This window comes from Maribacter sp., assembly GCF_039974175.1.
In the GTDB taxonomy this organism is placed as follows: Bacteria; Bacteroidota; Bacteroidia; order Flavobacteriales; family Flavobacteriaceae; genus Maribacter_C.
This window is the reverse complement of the sequence record NZ_JBDWJN010000013.1, coordinates 1-16,717: the sequence shown is the minus strand read 5'-3', so window position 1 is coordinate 16,717 and position 16,717 is coordinate 1. Positions and strand designations below refer to the sequence as shown.

Here is a 16,717-nt window from a genome sequence, read left to right as displayed (position 1 = left end):
TTGTTAATCCCGATTATGAACTCAACCAAAACCATATACCTTTCCTTAGGAAGCAATATTGGCGACAAACTGAATAACCTTCAGGATGCCATCTTTGCGATTCATCAAAAAGCTGGTAAGGTGCTACGCATATCACCCGTATATCGAACGAGTGCCTGGGGTTTTGAAGCGGAAGATTTTTTCAACCTCTGTATGTCAATTCAAACCGAATTACCTCCAGAGGCACTACTAGAAGTCCTCTTGAAAATTGAGACTACTTTGGGGAGGGCACGTTTTGAAGAAGAGGGTTACCAAGCCCGTAAAATAGATATCGACATCTTGTATTATGATAAAGAAACGGTATTCAATGAGCATTTGGTCATTCCACATCCTGAGCTTCCCTTCCGCAAATTTGTACTGAGGCCTTTGGCCGACATTGCTCCGCAGTTCTATCATCCTGTACTAAGTAAAGATACCCGCAACCTGTTACAGGAATGTAGAGATAAGGGAAAACTCGAAAAAACCGCATATCGCCTTTTTAAGGACAAGAGTGATCTCTTTGCCCACACTAATTTTGTCGCGATCGAGGGTAATATTGGTGCCGGGAAAACCACTTTGGCCAACAAAATAGCTGCAGATTTCAACGGCAAATTGGTACTCGAACGTTTTGCCGACAACCCCTTTTTACCGAAATTTTACGAGGACCAAAGCCGTTATGCCTTCCCTTTGGAAATGTCTTTTTTAGCAGATCGATATCAACAGTTTACCGATGACACCTCGCAATACGATTTATTCAAAAGCTTTATGGTCAGCGATTACGATATCTATAAATCATTGATTTTTGCTCATGTCACCTTACAAAAGGAAGAATTTGCGCTCTATCGGAAGCTGTTCAATTTGATGTATAAGGAAGTAAAGAAGCCTAAAATTTACGTTTACTTATACCAAACTACCGAGCAGCTGTTAAAGAACATTAAAAATCGCGGTAGAGCGTACGAACAAAATATTGAACCCGCATATTTAGAAAAAATCAATTCAGGATACTTCGATTTCATAAAGAGTTACCCTGAGCAAAATAATTTAGTCATCGATTTGGGTGAAATGGATTTTGTTCAAAACTCAGATGACTATGATCGCATCGTGGACCAAATTTTAAAATTCGCGGTTCAACTGCCATTTTAAGTTAATTTTAAGGAAAATGTTGCATAGAACCAATGGATTTGTTTAATTAGCAATTGCTAAAACGCAACTAACTAACTCAAACTATACCTTAGGCCCGATTGTTTCGGGCCTTTTTATGCGTTCAATTTCTGCCAAAAATCCCAGATTACCACGCCCGCACTGACCGATATATTTAAAGAGTGTTTAGTTCCAAACTGAGGAATTTCAACGACTTGTCCACAAACATCAACTACGCCCTGAGCTACCCCCTTTACCTCATTGCCAAAAACCAAAACATACCGTTTTGAAGCATCGATCTTAAAGTCATTTAACATCATCGCCTTTTCAACCTGCTCTATCGCTATCGTTTCGTATTCCTTTGCGTTATATTCTTCAATTAGCGCTTGGGTGTTTTCTCGATATTCCCATGCAACACTTTGCGTGGCTCCCAAAGCCGTTTTCCGAATGTCTTTGTGGGGAGGTATTGCGGTAATGCCACAGAGGTATATTTTTTCGATCAAGAAAGCATCAGCAGTTCGAAACACCGAGCCGATATTATTAAGACTTCGAATATTATCTAAAACAATCACAATAGGCGTTTTTTTCTCTTTTCTAAAGGCATCAACATCCAATCGCGGTAACTCTTCGTTCGTTAATTTTCGCATGAAAAAGATTCGTAGTTAGAAACAATTATTTTGAATTTACACTTGCTTTTCAACTTTAAAAGTTATCCCCATAATATCAACAATTGGGTAAATTCCTTAGCAAAAATAGTACATTCGTTTTAAGCGCTATTTACATTAAATCGTCTTAAAAACTGTCTGTTGAAAAAAACGCAAAAACCCAAGAAGGTAACCCCTTTAATGCAACAATATAATACCATCAAGACAAAGTATCCTGATGCCTTATTATTGTTTCGTGTTGGTGATTTTTACGAAACTTTTGGAGAAGACGCGATTAAGGCATCTAAAATTTTGGGGATCATTCTTACCCACAGAAATAATGGCGGCGATAGAACCGAACTGGCAGGTTTTCCGCACCATTCTTTAAACACCTATCTACCGAAGTTGGTGAAAGCCGGGCAACGCGTCGCCATTTGTGATCAGCTAGAAGATCCAAAAATGACGAAAACAATCGTTAAACGAGGGGTAACAGAATTAGTGACTCCTGGGGTAGCGATGATCGACGATATTCTTGACACCAAAACAAACAATTTTCTATCTGCTGTACATTTTGGTCGTAATCTAATTGGGGTGTCTTTTGTTGATATTTCAACTGGAGAGTTTTTAACCGCTGAAGGCAATGCCGAACAGATAGACAAATTGCTTCAGAACTTTGCCCCAAATGAAGTTTTGGTTTCCAAAGCGCACAAAAAAGACTTTCAAGATTTTTTTGGAAAACGCTTCCATACTTTCTTTATAGAAGACTGGGTATTTCAGGAAGACTATTCCCAAGAAACCCTTAAAAATCATTTCAAAACGAAGACTTTAAAAGGTTTTGGTGTTGATCATTTGACCTATGGAATCATTGCCTCTGGCGTGGTTTTGCATTATTTGTCTGAAACTCAGCACCGACAACTTCAGCATATTAGTTCTTTAAAACGGATTGCCGAAGAGGAATATATTTGGATGGACCGTTTTACAATTCGAAATCTTGAATTGTATCATTCCACCAACCTAAATGCCGTTACTTTATGTGATATTATCGATAAAACCATTTCGCCTATGGGTGGGAGGTTGTTGAAACGATGGTTGGCACTCCCCTTGAAGAATGTAGAGAAAATCAGGAGAAGACATCAAGTAATTGCGCATTTGACCACAGAAGACCCGGTATTACAAAAACTGCAACACCATATCAAACAAATGGGTGATCTTGAGCGTCTAATTTCAAAGGTTGCTACAGGAAAAATTAATCCGAAAGAGGTTGTTCAGTTGAAGAATTCGCTGGAGGCTATTGTTCCTATCAAGCAAGTGGCTTCACAGCAAGATAGCGATGCCCTACAATTAATTGCAGATCAATTGCATTCTTGCGATAGCTTACGCTCGAAGATAAAGGAGATGCTGAACGAAGAAGCACCGATTCAGATTTCAAAAGGAAAAACGATTGCTGATGGTTATTCGGAAGAACTTGACGACTTGCGTGCCTTGGCCTTTTCAGGAAAGGATTATTTGTCTAAAATGTTAGATCGAGAAACCGAACGAACTGGTATTACCTCTTTAAAAATAGCGTCCAATAATGTATTTGGTTACTATATTGAGGTAAGAAATACCCATAAAGACAAAGTGCCAGAAGAATGGATTCGAAAACAGACTTTGGTCAATGCAGAGCGATACATAACTGAAGAACTAAAAGAATACGAAGGAAAAATATTAGGTGCTGAGGAACGTATTTTAAGTCTTGAACAACAATTGTTTTCGCAATTGGTGGTTTGGATGCAAGAATACATCGCTCCTGTACAAAACAATGCCCATCAAATTGCACAACTCGATTGCCTATGCGGGTTTACCCAATTGGCGAAGGAAAACAAATACACTGAACCAATTCTAAATGATTCCACGGAAATCGAAATTCGAAATGGTCGACATCCTGTTATTGAAAAGCAATTACCATTGGGAGAGGCATACATAGCTAACGATGTTATTTTGAATCGTGACAATCAGCAAATAATTATGATTACAGGGCCAAACATGAGTGGAAAGTCGGCTATTCTGAGACAAACGGCCCTTATCGTTCTATTGGCTCAAATGGGAAGCTTTGTTCCTGCCGAGTATGCTCGAATAGGTTACGTCGATAAGATATTCACAAGAGTTGGTGCAAGTGACAATATTTCAATGGGTGAATCAACCTTTATGGTTGAAATGAACGAAACCGCATCGATCTTAAACAATCTCTCAGAAAGAAGTTTAGTGTTGCTCGATGAAATTGGACGCGGAACCAGCACCTATGACGGCATTTCAATCGCTTGGGCGATTTCGGAATACTTACATGAACATCCTGCACGCGCGAAAACCCTTTTTGCTACGCACTATCATGAGTTGAACGAAATGGCGGCCACTTTTGAGCGTATCAAGAATTTCAACGTTTCCGTAAAGGAATTGAAAGACAATGTGCTCTTCTTGCGCAAGCTTACCGAAGGTGGAAGTGAACACAGTTTTGGAATACATGTCGCTAAAATGGCTGGTATGCCCCAGGCCGTGATTACAAAGGCAAATAAGATCTTAAAAAAGCTTGAGAAATCACATTCCAATGAAGAACTTACCGATACCTTAAATGCTGCACAAAACGAAATGCAATTGAGTTTCTTCAATTTAGATGACCCCCTTTTAGAGCAGATAAAAGAGGAGATAACGCATCTTGACATCAATACCCTAACCCCAGTAGAGGCATTGATGAAATTGAATGAAATAAAGCGTTTACTGACAAAAAACAAAAAGGCGACGAGTTGAAGCTAGCCAAGCTTTTTTTAAAAGAAATTCCTTTGGATTTTATAGAAATGTATTAAATTTGCATCCGCATTAGCCACTAATGCAAGTTCTTTTTAAATTGAAATTACCATACGCGAAAGTAGCTCAGGGGTAGAGCATCACCTTGCCAAGGTGGAGGTCGAGGGTTCGAATCCCTTTTTTCGCTCAGAAAACGCTGCTGGTCAGCGTTTTTTTTATTCATGTACTAGCGAGTACATTGAGGCTCGAGTGGTGGAATTGGTAGACACGTTGGACTTAAAATCCAATGGACATTAGTCCGTATGGGTTCAAGTCCCATCTCGAGTACAAAAGGAAAGCCAAGATTTTAGAATCTTGGCTTTTTTATTCAGCTACAACAAATTCTGCTTTTTCAAGCCTTGCTAATAAATAGCTGTATTTTATTGCATCAGGGTTCAAAATATTATCTATTTTTATCCTCGTGATTAAAAATAGTAAGCACCATATCGCCCTATTTTATGTTGCCTTGATTTTATTCTTCAAGGTTGCTGGCTTACATGCACTTACCCCGCACAATGATGATACCGATGTGCAACACTGTGAGATTTGTCACATCACTACAGCGGTTAGTTTTATACCACTTATTGAATCAGATGCCACTGTTGTTCCTCAAAAAGAGCATTTATTATTAGAACAAAAACTCAATAGTACAGCTCCCAAGGTTGTTTTTAATAACAAATTTTTATCGAGTAATCAATTTACTCGCCCTCCCCCACAATTCTCATAGTCCATTGTAAATGTAGTACCCTACTCCCTTTTATGGGATAGGTGCTTTTAACTCACCCTTTGAATGATTTGGTGACTCCCTCTTTGTGGGTTTATCAAGGTTTTCTAGGTATTTGACATGCTATGGGCTACTCCCTTTTTGCAGGGTTCGTCTTCAACAAGTTCAAACTTCCAATTATTGTTAACCACAGTATGTATGGGTGTTTGTAAGATTTACTAATAATTTAAATTCAATAAACCTTATGTTGAAAGCAACAAACATAGGCAAGTCCTACCAGGGAAAAGTGGCTTTAAAAGATGTTTCCTTTGAAGTATCCAAAGGCGAAATTTTCTGCTTACTCGGACAGAATGGTGCGGGAAAAACAACAACCATCAATATATTTCTTGGTTTTATCGATAAGGATGGAGGTCAAGCTTTTATTGGCACCCAAGAAGTAGGTAAAGACGATACCAACCAACTCACGGCGTATATACCTGAGACGGTGCAACTCTATGGCAATCTTAGTGGTGTAGAAAACCTCGATTTCTTTAGTCGTCTGGCGGGATTCAAATACACAACAGCAGAATTAGAGGCATTTCTAACCAAAACAGGATTGCAATCAGATGCGCAGCACAAAAGGCTATCGGCCTACTCCAAAGGAATGCGGCAGAAAGTCGGTATTGCAGTGGCACTAGCCAAAAACGCCGAAGTTATTTTTATGGATGAGCCTACCTCTGGTTTAGATCCAAAAGCCACTTCTGAATTCACAAAAATCTGCAAGGAATTGGCCAATATGGGCAAGGTCATATTTATGGCTACCCATGATATTTTCAATGCTGTAGAACTGGGTACTACTATAGGCATAATGAAGGAAGGCGTACTTGCACAACAACTGAAAGCTAGTGACATAGACGCTGGACAATTAAATCAACTTTACTTAGAAACTATTTAGAATCATGAAATGAGCCATAAACATGCTCGATTCTAATCGTGATGGTTATTGGCGAATTACATCTGACAGATAAAAAACATTAAAAATAAACAGATGAAACACTATATATCAATACTAATAATACTAATTACAATTCATACCTCATTTGGCCAAATTGCAATTGAGGGTAAAATAGTCGATACCGATGGTCAGTCCATTTTGGGAGCAACCATTTCATTTACAAACCAAGATTCAGGAACAAGGAACGGCACGGTATCTCAAGACGATGGAAGCTTTACTTTTGAACTTTCTCAAAGCGGAAATTATCAAATTGATGTCAGTTATGTGGGGTTACGGTCATTGCGTTTGCAGCAACCATTTGACCAAAATCAGACCTATGATTTAGGTACGCTCGTATTGGAAGAAGGCGTTGAACAACTTCAATCGGTCGAAGTTATCGGTAGAGCCCGAACTGATTACAATAGTGACTATTCGTTTTCAGCAACAAAAGTGGCCATAGCCAATAAAGAATTGCCACTAGCAATAACCTCAGTTACTAAAGAACTGATAGCAGACCGATTAGCTTTTCAGCTACCAGATGCGGTTAAGACGGTTAGTAATGTTACAGCAACAGGTTTATATAATCATTATAACATACGTGGTATTACCCAGGCTGACGACGGTCAAGTACTCAATGGAATGCGAACCCGCCAATACTACTTTCTACAGCCAATTACCTCTCATTTAGAGCGTGTTGAAGTAGTAAAGGGGCCATCATCGGTAACTTTTTCCAGTGCAGATCCAGGAGGTACAGTAAATATGGTAACCAAAAAACCGTTGACGGAAAAACGCAGTGAAGTGTCTTTAACGACAGGAAGTTTTGGAACCTTAAGAGCTACGGCCGATTTTACGGGGCCTTTAAATAAGTCAAAAACGCTTTTGTACCGCTTCAATGCTGCTTTTCAAGAGGCAGATTCGTTTAGAGATGTTGTAAACAACAATGCGGTTCTATTTGCGCCATCTTTAAGCTATATTCCTAATGAAAGTACATCATTGAATGTAGAAATGATTTATAGTGATGCTGAAGGCAATTTAGATAGAGGACAACCTATTTTTGGTTCAATCAATGGTGAATTTGATTTGAATAGTACCCCTGTTACAAGAAATGTTGGTGCATCTAGTGACCATTACAAAAATAAGGAGTTTATTTTCATGGCCAATTTCAGTAAAAAGTTTGCTGACAACTTTGGTTTCAATGCCCAGTTTATGAAACAAACTTGGGATGAAGATTTAGCCGAACATAGAGTTGGTGGTACCGTAGTAGATATTGATGGTAATGTGATTCCTACCCTGGCAAGGTTGCGATATGATGAAAGACAACAATTTTGGGAAACAGATAATTTCAGCACCTACTTTACATATGATATCAAAAGTGATAAGGTTACTAATAAAATATTAATTGGCTATGATGCTTCGCGTTGGGAACGAAAAATCGGAGCGGGATTCTTGCGTGCCAGAAGATATTTAACCGTCAGTGGGGGTCAATCTAATTTTGACCCAGCTAATGCGGATAATTTTGAACAAATCGTAGTTGACGGTGTTACGATACCAAAACCAGCTGCAGCTTTCTTTAATTTAGAAAGTCCTTTTAATGGTGCTAGAGATGTCAGTGATTACAATCTTTCTGAATTATCAATACCTGCAAATTTGAATACTTCAAGCGGTTTCTATATTCAAAACCAATTTAAAGTCGGTAAATTTTCAGCCTTATTGAACTTGCGATATGAATCGTTCACAGATATTTTTGATTATAAAGGTGATGAAGAAGAATTTAAAACCAATGCATTTGTGCCCAGAATAGGTATAACCTATGAAGTTTCAAATAGTATAAGCGCATATGCCACCTATCTGGAAGGGTTTCAACCACATACCAATACAGTTTCATTATCCCCAACGGCTGAAGGTTTCTTTTGGGCCGCTTCACCGGCCAGATTTGACCCTCTAGAAAGTAGCCTAACTGAGGTAGGTGCAAAAGGAGAATTCTTAAACGGAAAAATATTTGCCAACCTTTCCATTTTTAATATCACTCAAAAGAACATATTATTGGGTGACACCTATGATTTAGATAACCTAACAACCCGAGGAGAGCAAAAAAGTACCGGCTTTGAAATGGATATTTCTGGTTATGTAACGCCAAACTTTAACCTTACTGCGTCTTATGGCTTTGCTAATGCTGAAATTGTAGAAGATGCCATTGAAGCGTTCATTGGAGAACCTATAGGGGGAGCTCCAAAGCATACGGCAAATTTTTGGGGACGTTACGATTTCATTACCAATACCTTAAAAGGCATTGGATTCGGCCTTGGTGCTCAATATGTAGACGAAAGATTTACTTGGTACAACCCCACTTACGCTACGGATAGAGTGCTATTGCCAAGCTATACGGTTTTTGATGCTGCCGTATATTACAAGCCAGACAATACGGGCATTCAATTAACACTTAAGTTGAACAATTTATTTGATGAAACGTATTGGTTGGGTGGTCTCAACCCCTCTAGGTTAGGCCCGGGAGCACCAAGGAATTTCTTGCTAAATGCAACCTATAAATTTTAAAAAATGCGAAAAAGAGTAATCTATTTGTTAGGTACCCAACTATGGAGAGATGCCTTTAGGTCAAAAGTAATGCAAGTTGCTTTGGGTCTAATGATCTTTTTGTTGGTTTTTTCGGCTTACAGCGGTTGGGAAAACTATCATGACCAAAACTACAGTCGTGACCTAATTCAAGATGAGGTTCAAGAAAGTTGGGAGAACAATCCTGATAAGCATCCGCACAGGATGGCCCATTATGGTTCGTTCGCTTTGCGACTAAAACATGTACTGAGTGCTTTTGATTTGGGAATGGAAAATTTTGTTGGCAACGCTGTATTCTTGGAAGCCCACAAACAGAATACTGTTAATTTTTCAGAAGCGAGCATGTCTACCGGGCTGTTGCGTTTTGGTGAAGTGAGCTTAGCGATGCTATTGAAGGTTATTGTACCGCTTTTAATTTTCTATTTGGGTTTTGCGACCATTGCCCGTGAAAGAGAAAATGGCACACTCAAACTACTAATCGGTCAAGGTATTAAGAGAAAGGAAATTACATTCGGCAAATGGTTGGGTCTTTTCGGACTATCAATGATTTTTCTTTTTTCGATTTTTATAGTTGTTTTTTCTTTTGTACTTATAGAATCACACGGTGGCTTATTCGCCGATAGCGTATTGAGGTTTGTCGTGTTATTCGTTTCCTATGCGCTATTTTTTGCAATTCTAAGTGCTATTACCATCTTGGTATCTGCCCTTAGTAAAACAGCTAAGGGCGCCTTGGTAAAACTTTTGGGTATTTGGTTGTTGTTTGTAATCATCGTACCCAAATCGCTTCAGGCTATGGGGTATTATCTATATCCTACTCCCTCTAAAATAGAAATGGAAACTTCCGTGGAGCACGATTTAATTCAGCAAGGTGATAGTCATAATCCAGATGATCCACATTTTAAAGCCTTGAAAGATTCTGTATTACTGGTGCACCAAGTCGACAAGGTGGAAGACTTACCTTTTAACTACGGTGGATTTATCATGGCCCAAGGCGAAAAATTAAGTACTACAATTTACAATAAGCACGAGGAACGGTTGTATCAAGTCTATCAGAAACAAAACGACTTGGAACGCTATTCTGCCTTTGTAAATCCGTATACGGCAATTAAAAACTTGTCCATGGCTTTTTCCGGAACGGATTTTAGGTCATTTCTGCATTTCAAAGCAAAAGCCGAGGCCTATCGTTATCATTTGGCCCAAGAAATGAATCAATTGCAGATGGATTTGATTCCGAATATGGTAAAAGCTGGACCTGAAGTGATTTCCAATAGCTATTGGAAGGAATTTCCACCTTTCGAATACAGCTTTCTAACAGTTTCCACGGTTGTTCAGAACGAGAATATTTCCATTTTGGCCCTGGTACTATGGGGACTATTGGCCCTTCTCGGATTGTCAAGAATGTCTACTAACCTCAAAGCCATTTAGATGTATAGTTTGCTGTTTAAATCATTTTTTCGAACAAAAATATTTTTAATAAGCTTGGTCTTGTTAGTCACCGTTGGGGTAATCAGTATTTTGATTGGCAAACAGTATTTGGTAAAACAAGAAAAGGCCATAATTGCCGCACAAGCATTTCAAGAAGAGAGCATTGCAAGAAATATTGAATACCACAATGATGATTTGGGCTTATTGTTATATTATTTGCGCTTTACACTGATAAAGCAACCTAGCAACCTTGGTGCAATTTCAATTGGTCAGAGTGATGTAAATCCTCTGTTACAGGCAGTGACTATTCGGGGGCTTGAAGGGCAGAAATACGATACCGATTTTGAAAACCCATCCTTATTAATGTCGGGGAATTTAGACTTGGGGTTTGTCATCATTTATCTTTTCCCCTTGGTAATTATTGCCATGACTTTTAACTTGTATTCCGAAGAGAAAGAACTGGGAACTTGGAGAATTTTGGCAGCCCAAACCTCGGGAAGAGCGCAATTTTTGCTTAAAAAACTAGGTGTAAGAATACTTTTTGTATTCGGCGTTCTGATTTTCCTATTCCTACTAGCCGGTGGGATTCTTAGCATTTCTATAAACCAAAATTTTTGGGCCATATTGCTACAAAGTATCTTGTACGTCTTCTTTTGGAGTATTTTATGCTTGTTTATAGTGTCGTTTCAAAAAAACTCTAGCTTTAACGCTTTAGCGTTAATTTCGACCTGGGTTATTTTAACGATTTTAATTCCCGCCACGGTTAACAACTATGTTCTCAATAGATATCAAGTGCCCGAAGCGCTTGAAGCTATGGTTGAACAGCGCGATGGCTATCATGAAAAATGGGACTTGGAGAAAGATGCTACGATGACTGTTTTTTTTGAGGCCTATCCTCAGTATAAAGAATATCCTGTTCCTGAAGACGAATTTAGTTGGATTTGGTATTATGGCATGCAACACGCTGGAGACTTGACGGCGGAAGATACCAGCATGGAAATGATGGAAAAAATAATGCTGCGGAATAAGGTAAGTGAAAAAGTTGCACTTTTTATCCCAACAATGCATACACAACTAAGTTTCAATAGTTTGGCCGGTACGGATATGGTAAGTCATTTGGACTTTTTGAAAAACCTAACAGAATTTCACGAAGGTTTACGCCTCAACTTTTACCCAAAAGTCTTTGACAAAAATCAGGCAGATTCGATCAATTGGAAAATGCACTCGGCCAAGTTTTATAAGACATCTTCTGGTTTTAGTTGGGCTACTTTGTTGTTGCCACTATTTTTAATGGTATCCTTAATTGGAATTTTGACATTAGTGAATCTTCGAAAATTATAAATCCCAAATGACGTAGAATGCGTAGCTAGCCTTTTTAAAAACCAAGATAATCGCCCTTTGGTTAGTTTAACGCAATGCATTATGAACTCTTTTGAACCGAAATGACATGAAATAAGATGGACGTAAAATTGAAAGTACATTAGTCTGTAAAGGTTCAAGTCACATCTCAAGTACGGAAAGGCCAGAGCAAATGCGCCGGCTTTTTGTTTGGTTTTCGCTAGAATCTCTAAATAAATTGATACAGAATCAACTTAATTGCGATACTTTATTTAACTGTTTGCACCGTCTAATGCCTAAAAATCTTGGAGGTTGCTAAAATTAAATTCCCCTTGAAAAAAGAACAGTGGATACTGTTTTAAAAATAATTTTAAAATCTAATATCACAGATTTATTTTTTATATAATACAAGTCATACTCAAGTTTACCAATAGAATCTTGAAGTGTTTCACCGTACTTGAACTTAACCTGTGCCCAACCTGTGATACCTGGCTTAATAAGATGTCTAACATTGTAGATCGGAATCATTTCCTTGAGTTGATCAACAAATATTTTTCGTTCCGGCCGTGGACCAATAAACTGCATATCGCCCTTGATTACAGATAGAATCTGAGGCAATTCATCAATTCTATATTTTCTTAAAATACGACCAAAAGCTGTTACTCTAGCATCTCCCTTTGTTGCCATTTTTGCCCCATCTTGCTCTGCATTTACCACCATTGATCTGAATTTATATATTTTAAAATCCTTACCGTACTTGCCCACCCTATGTTGGGAATAAAACAATGGGCCTTTGTTAAACATAAGATTTAAGATAAAAACCAGAGGAGATACAAGCAGAAATACAAATCCCACTACAACCGACAAAATGAAATTTAAAAGGAAGCTCATTATGGCTTGCAGGTAGCGTATTCGAATGCTTTGAAAATTCAAAATCTCATAGAAACTATCGTTTCTCGATTTTATGGGCAATGCTTCATATACATTTTCATAAAAGGAGGTGAAAGTTAATAAATCCTTTCCTTCAATAATTGAATTCAATAATTTACTCTCCAACGGCAATGGCAGTTCATTATAATCTTTAATGTTAACAATCCACGCATTAATTTGATTATCTATTCTTAATATCTTATCGTTAAATTGCGGCAGATCGTTTTCAATTGAAAACGTTTCTACCACATTATAATACGTTTGGAAGTCTTCACCATTAATCTTCTGCACATCACCCTGTATATTTTCACTAGTCTCTTTATCATATATATAAACTACATTTTTGGTAAGATGAACTATCTTAAAAACTGACTCAAAAAGTAATCTCCAGATAAAAAACTGTAAGGGCGTAAACAGTAAAAAAGCAAGTAACGATTTTCTCCAAAAACTCAGGTCGAATACGATTATTGAAAAAACCACCAAAGACACAACAAAAAGGAGTGAGGTTACTATCGATTTCATGGTGGTCAAACCCGCATTCAGGTTTGCCTTTTCTATATCATAGCTTTCTAGTATATAGGCGTAACCCAGATACAACACAAAACCCATAATAAAAAGAACTACTTGCGTAGTTAACTCTAAAAATTCCTTGTCAACCGCTCTATTCACAAAAAGACTAAGAGCCAATCCTATTATCAATAAATCTCCCACTAACAAAATGAACTTTCGCTCATTTATATTTAAGATAATCGAACTTGTCATTCAAAAAATATGGTTTGGTTGCCGTAAGTATACAATAAATATTGAAATCACAATACTTGATCATCTGATATTAGTTAGAAGTAGTTAAAAATCAGATATACGATCAAAACATGGCAAATTTGAACTGGTAAAAGCAAGAATTTCGTATCGGTGAATTCGTTAATTAAACGATCAATTGCATAAATTTTGATTCCATTGTAAACAGTGCTAGATTTTATAACAAGCGAAAGTAGTGTTCTTGTTTTAACAACCAAGTTTATGTTTTTCGACGATAAATACTATCATCTGATGCTATTTTTTCGTGATTTGCCCTAATTCAGTGTAGTTTTGACTGCTCACCAATTTCTGATACGAAATGAAAGTTTTAGCATTTATAGTGGCAATATGCCTCTGTTTAGTTTTTTCAGGTGATTTATTTGGTCAAGAGACAGTATCGCGTTCCAAAGATTCTTTGATGCAATACTCTGTCAATTACGCTGTGGAAAAAATGGTATCCGACATCGGAAACATATATTTTGATTCTGGATCGTTTGAATTAGACAAAAGAAACGAATTCAAACTAAATAAGCTGGTTCAAATTCTTGATAACCATCCAACTTTTGAAATCTTAGTTGTTGCTCATTCTGATACTAAGGGAACCGTATTATACAACCAGAAACTGTCGGAAAAGAGGGCGGAAATAGTGAAACGTTTTTTAATAAAAGGTAAAGTCTCCGAAAATAGAATCTACATAGAATCTTTTGGGGAAAATAGACCTAAAAACAAATGTGACGAAACCGCCGTTTGTGATGCAGCCTTGCATCGTGAAAATAGGCGTGTAGAGTTCGTGGTTTTTAGTGATTAGTTTTTATGTTAATTGTCGTTTTCGAACGATTTTGAACACACCATATTCAATAGTAAAACCCTTCTAATATTTGCCCTGACTACCTCTTACTTGATCAATATTTTCTACACTTAATCGATTAAATACAACCTTTTATCAAATATGGTATCTAGAACTAATTGGATACAAGAGGTTTTAATAACTTTCGGCTCGTCATTCTTTACAAAAGAGGGCAATTTCAATACCAGTACTTCTCCCCAAAAAGTATTTTTAAATACACATTGATTCAGCTGTTTCAATCAAGACCGAACCGAATATGAAAAAAATTACTCAATTATCATTTGTTTTACTTTGTTTTTTCATTTTTTCAATGGAAAAGGTAAAAGCACAGGAAATAGGAGATTTCATCTCGATTACTCCTGCTGCCCAAAATAGCGATTTCGTTATCCCATCTACCCACTCTTTTCAGGTAATTATTGAATCGGGAGACCCGCTTACACAAGGGGGAGTACTTCCTGCCAACAACGATTTTGCTGGCTACGTTCCTATTGGAGGAAGTAGTGAAAACGGTTACTTGAGTATTAATGCGGAGACCGCCCCGGGGGGTGTCAGTATTTTGGATATGAATTACAATAGCACCACCAACTTATGGCAAACAACGGCATCAGAAGCAGTTGATTTTAGTGGTGTAGCAAATACAATAGCGAATTGTTCTGGTACGGTTACCCCTTGGGGAACCATTATTTCAAGTGAAGAAGTGAACAACCCATTTGTAGATCTTAATGCCGATGGGTATAATGATTTCGGTTGGAATATTGAAATAGACCCCGTTACTAAAACGGTTATAAATGGCAACAAATTATGGGCAATGGGTAATATGGCTCATGAAAACGTAGTCATTCATTCAAATGAGCGAACGGTATACCAAGGGGCAGATTCTACACCCGGCTATTTGTACAAATTTGTTGCTGACGTTGCACAAGATTTAAGTAGTGGTTCACTTTATGTTTACAGTGGTGCTAAGAATGGCTCCGGTAACTGGATTCTTCTAAACAATACCACAATAGCAGAACGCAATACAACCATCGACCAAAGTGCCTTGGCGGGAGCTACTGTTTTTAGTGGTATTGAAGATGTAGAGATAGGCCCTGACGGCATGGTTTACTTCGCGGTGAAGGATGAAAACCAAGTATATCGTTTTCAAGATTCTGACCCTCTTGTAGGAACTACTGTACCTACAATGGAAACTTTTGTCGGCAATACTTCTTATACGATTGCGCATGGAAATGGTGCGACTTCAGTGAATTGGAGTAACGGAAATGACAATTTAGCTTTTGATGGAGATGGTAATCTGTGGGTACTTCAAGATGGGGGAACGCAAAATTATATTTGGGTTGTTGGTAGCACACATACACAAGCAGCACCAAATGTTAGGATTTTTGGAAATGTTCCTACAGGTTCTGAACCAACGGGAATTACATTTTCACCAGATTACCGCTTCCTGTTTATGTCGATTCAACATCCGAGCGGCACAAATAATAGTGCACAAGTTGACGCAGCCGGAAACACGATTTCATTCAATAATTCCACAACCTTGGTTTTGGCACGTTCGGAAGATTTAGGTAGCCCCGTACTATGCTCTCCAATTAGTACCTTAGACTGTAATGACATTGCAGTGACTTTACCGTTGAACTTAGATTTCAATGGTTCCATTGCCAATACCCTTCTTGATGGAACTGGATCAGGAACAGGTTTTACGGCAGTATTGGAGCATTCCGAAGCCAGAGGAGCTGGAGACTTACCGGTATCTGATACGAACATTAATGGTTACGAACCCACGCTATTAACTTTGGGTGGAGGTGCCCTGCAATTGTCTTCTCAAAGAGGAATTGCTTATCTAGATCCACCTGCCAGTTCAAATAATAACAATCAGGTAAATAGTCTTGGTCTTGGTTTAGATAATGTTAGCAGCCCCATAGTGATAAGATCTTCTCTATTAAATGTTGTAACTGGCACTGGTGGTGCCCAGGCGGGAATCTGGTATGGTTACGACGAAGATAATTTTGTAAAGCTCAATGTAAATAACAACAATAATATAGAAATGCGCGTAGAATCTGGTGGCCTTTCAACAGCAGCAAATCAGATACAGGTAATATTGAGCGGTATTTCTGGTCAAAATTTAGAACTCGAACTTGTAATGGATCCCAATGCTTTAACAGCCGAGGCCTATTACACCATTGGTACTGGTACAAGGACCTTATTAGGAAATTTATCAGTACCTGCTGATTATTTCACCGGAAGAACTGTTGGTACAGGAGACTTGACTTTGGCCGGTATTTACAGCACGAGCAGAAACGCGCCACAGTTTAATACCAGTTTTGACAGTTTTAGTATTGAAGAACAGGTAGTATTGAGTGCAGAGAACGATATTGTAACCTTCAGCATGACCGAGGAGTCGGCACCCGCTGTTATCGATGCAGTAGGACACACTGTAGATATCAGTGTTCCTTTTGGAACAGACCTCACTGCACTTGCACCGACCTTTACCG

At 38.2% G+C, this 16,717-nt stretch carries 11 protein-coding genes and 2 tRNA genes; 11 read left to right on the top strand and 2 right to left on the bottom strand.

The window, feature by feature from the left end; genetic code table 11:
* Positions 1–15: 15 nt before the first annotated feature.
* A complete protein-coding gene (gene folK, locus ABJN95_RS17390; RefSeq protein WP_348372275.1) occupies positions 16–1,161 on the top strand; it encodes a 2-amino-4-hydroxy-6-hydroxymethyldihydropteridine diphosphokinase in 1,146 nt (381 codons plus the stop codon).
* A gap of 113 nt (positions 1,162–1,274) precedes the next feature.
* Here the strand turns inward: folK and ABJN95_RS17385 are convergent, their stop codons facing one another.
* Positions 1,275–1,805, bottom strand: coding sequence for a TrmH family RNA methyltransferase (locus ABJN95_RS17385; protein ID WP_348372273.1), 531 nt, complete (start codon positions 1,803–1,805; stop codon positions 1,275–1,277).
* A 198-nt stretch (positions 1,806–2,003) separates the two neighbouring features.
* On the opposite strand from ABJN95_RS17385, the gene mutS reads away from it, so the two are divergent.
* The 8 genes from mutS to ABJN95_RS17345 all read left to right on the top strand — a co-directional run bounded on the left by mutS (position 2,004) and on the right by ABJN95_RS17345 (position 11,656).
* Entirely contained in the window at positions 2,004–4,586 is a 2,583-nt protein-coding gene (mutS, locus tag ABJN95_RS17380) for a DNA mismatch repair protein MutS (protein WP_348373215.1), read from the top strand.
* A gap of 112 nt (positions 4,587–4,698) precedes the next feature.
* A tRNA-Gly gene (locus ABJN95_RS17375) sits at positions 4,699–4,770 on the top strand.
* A gap of 56 nt (positions 4,771–4,826) precedes the next feature.
* A tRNA-Leu gene (locus tag ABJN95_RS17370) sits at positions 4,827–4,910 on the top strand.
* Positions 4,911–5,043: 133 nt separating this feature from the next.
* Complete coding sequence (locus tag ABJN95_RS17365) at positions 5,044–5,349, top strand: hypothetical protein (protein ID WP_348372271.1); 306 nt, start codon at positions 5,044–5,046, stop codon at positions 5,347–5,349.
* A 241-nt stretch (positions 5,350–5,590) separates the two neighbouring features.
* Positions 5,591–6,280, top strand: coding sequence for an ABC transporter ATP-binding protein (locus ABJN95_RS17360; protein ID WP_348372270.1), 690 nt, complete (start codon positions 5,591–5,593; stop codon positions 6,278–6,280).
* Between the two features lie 93 nt (positions 6,281–6,373).
* Positions 6,374–8,872 (top strand): TonB-dependent receptor, encoded by a 2,499-nt coding sequence (locus tag ABJN95_RS17355; RefSeq protein WP_348372268.1) that lies wholly within the window; start codon positions 6,374–6,376, stop codon positions 8,870–8,872.
* A 3-nt stretch (positions 8,873–8,875) separates the two neighbouring features.
* Positions 8,876–10,315 carry a DUF3526 domain-containing protein gene (locus tag ABJN95_RS17350; protein WP_348372266.1) on the top strand — a complete coding sequence of 480 codons (1,440 nt, stop codon included), beginning with the start codon at positions 8,876–8,878 and terminating at the stop codon, positions 10,313–10,315.
* Positions 10,316–11,656, top strand: a complete 1,341-nt coding sequence (locus ABJN95_RS17345) for a DUF3526 domain-containing protein (RefSeq protein WP_348372265.1) — start codon at positions 10,316–10,318, stop codon at positions 11,654–11,656. It begins immediately after the preceding gene.
* Positions 11,657–11,974: 318 nt separating this feature from the next.
* Here ABJN95_RS17345 and ABJN95_RS17340 read toward each other — a convergent pair whose 3' ends face one another.
* Positions 11,975–13,345, bottom strand: a complete 1,371-nt coding sequence (locus tag ABJN95_RS17340; RefSeq protein ID WP_348372263.1) for a sugar transferase — start codon at positions 13,343–13,345, stop codon at positions 11,975–11,977.
* 355 nt (positions 13,346–13,700) lie between these two features.
* Here ABJN95_RS17340 and ABJN95_RS17335 point away from each other — a divergent pair, with 355 nt between their 5' ends.
* Both ABJN95_RS17335 and ABJN95_RS17330 read left to right on the top strand, forming a co-directional pair.
* On the top strand, positions 13,701–14,189 hold the full coding sequence (locus ABJN95_RS17335; RefSeq protein WP_348372262.1) for an OmpA family protein: 489 nt from the start codon (positions 13,701–13,703) through the stop codon (positions 14,187–14,189).
* A gap of 349 nt (positions 14,190–14,538) precedes the next feature.
* Positions 14,539–16,717, top strand: a 2,179-nt coding sequence (locus tag ABJN95_RS17330; RefSeq protein WP_348372260.1) for an alkaline phosphatase PhoX, incomplete at its 3' end; no start/stop codon positions are given.

Excerpts from the sequence above, each read along its gene's own strand:
- folK (WP_348372275.1), top strand. The coding sequence starts at position 16 with ATGAACTCAACCAAAACCATATACCTTTCCTTAGGAAGCAATATTGGC.
- ABJN95_RS17385 (WP_348372273.1), bottom strand. The coding sequence starts at position 1,805 with ATGCGAAAATTAACGAACGAAGAGTTACCGCGATTGGATGTTGATGCC.
- mutS (WP_348373215.1), top strand. The coding sequence starts at position 2,004 with ATGCAACAATATAATACCATCAAGACAAAGTATCCTGATGCCTTATTA.
- ABJN95_RS17360 (WP_348372270.1), top strand. The coding sequence starts at position 5,591 with ATGTTGAAAGCAACAAACATAGGCAAGTCCTACCAGGGAAAAGTGGCT.
- ABJN95_RS17355 (WP_348372268.1), top strand. The coding sequence starts at position 6,374 with ATGAAACACTATATATCAATACTAATAATACTAATTACAATTCATACC.
- ABJN95_RS17350 (WP_348372266.1), top strand. The coding sequence starts at position 8,876 with ATGCGAAAAAGAGTAATCTATTTGTTAGGTACCCAACTATGGAGAGAT.
- ABJN95_RS17345 (WP_348372265.1), top strand. The coding sequence starts at position 10,316 with ATGTATAGTTTGCTGTTTAAATCATTTTTTCGAACAAAAATATTTTTA.
- ABJN95_RS17340 (WP_348372263.1), bottom strand. The coding sequence starts at position 13,345 with ATGACAAGTTCGATTATCTTAAATATAAATGAGCGAAAGTTCATTTTG.
- ABJN95_RS17335 (WP_348372262.1), top strand. The coding sequence starts at position 13,701 with ATGAAAGTTTTAGCATTTATAGTGGCAATATGCCTCTGTTTAGTTTTT.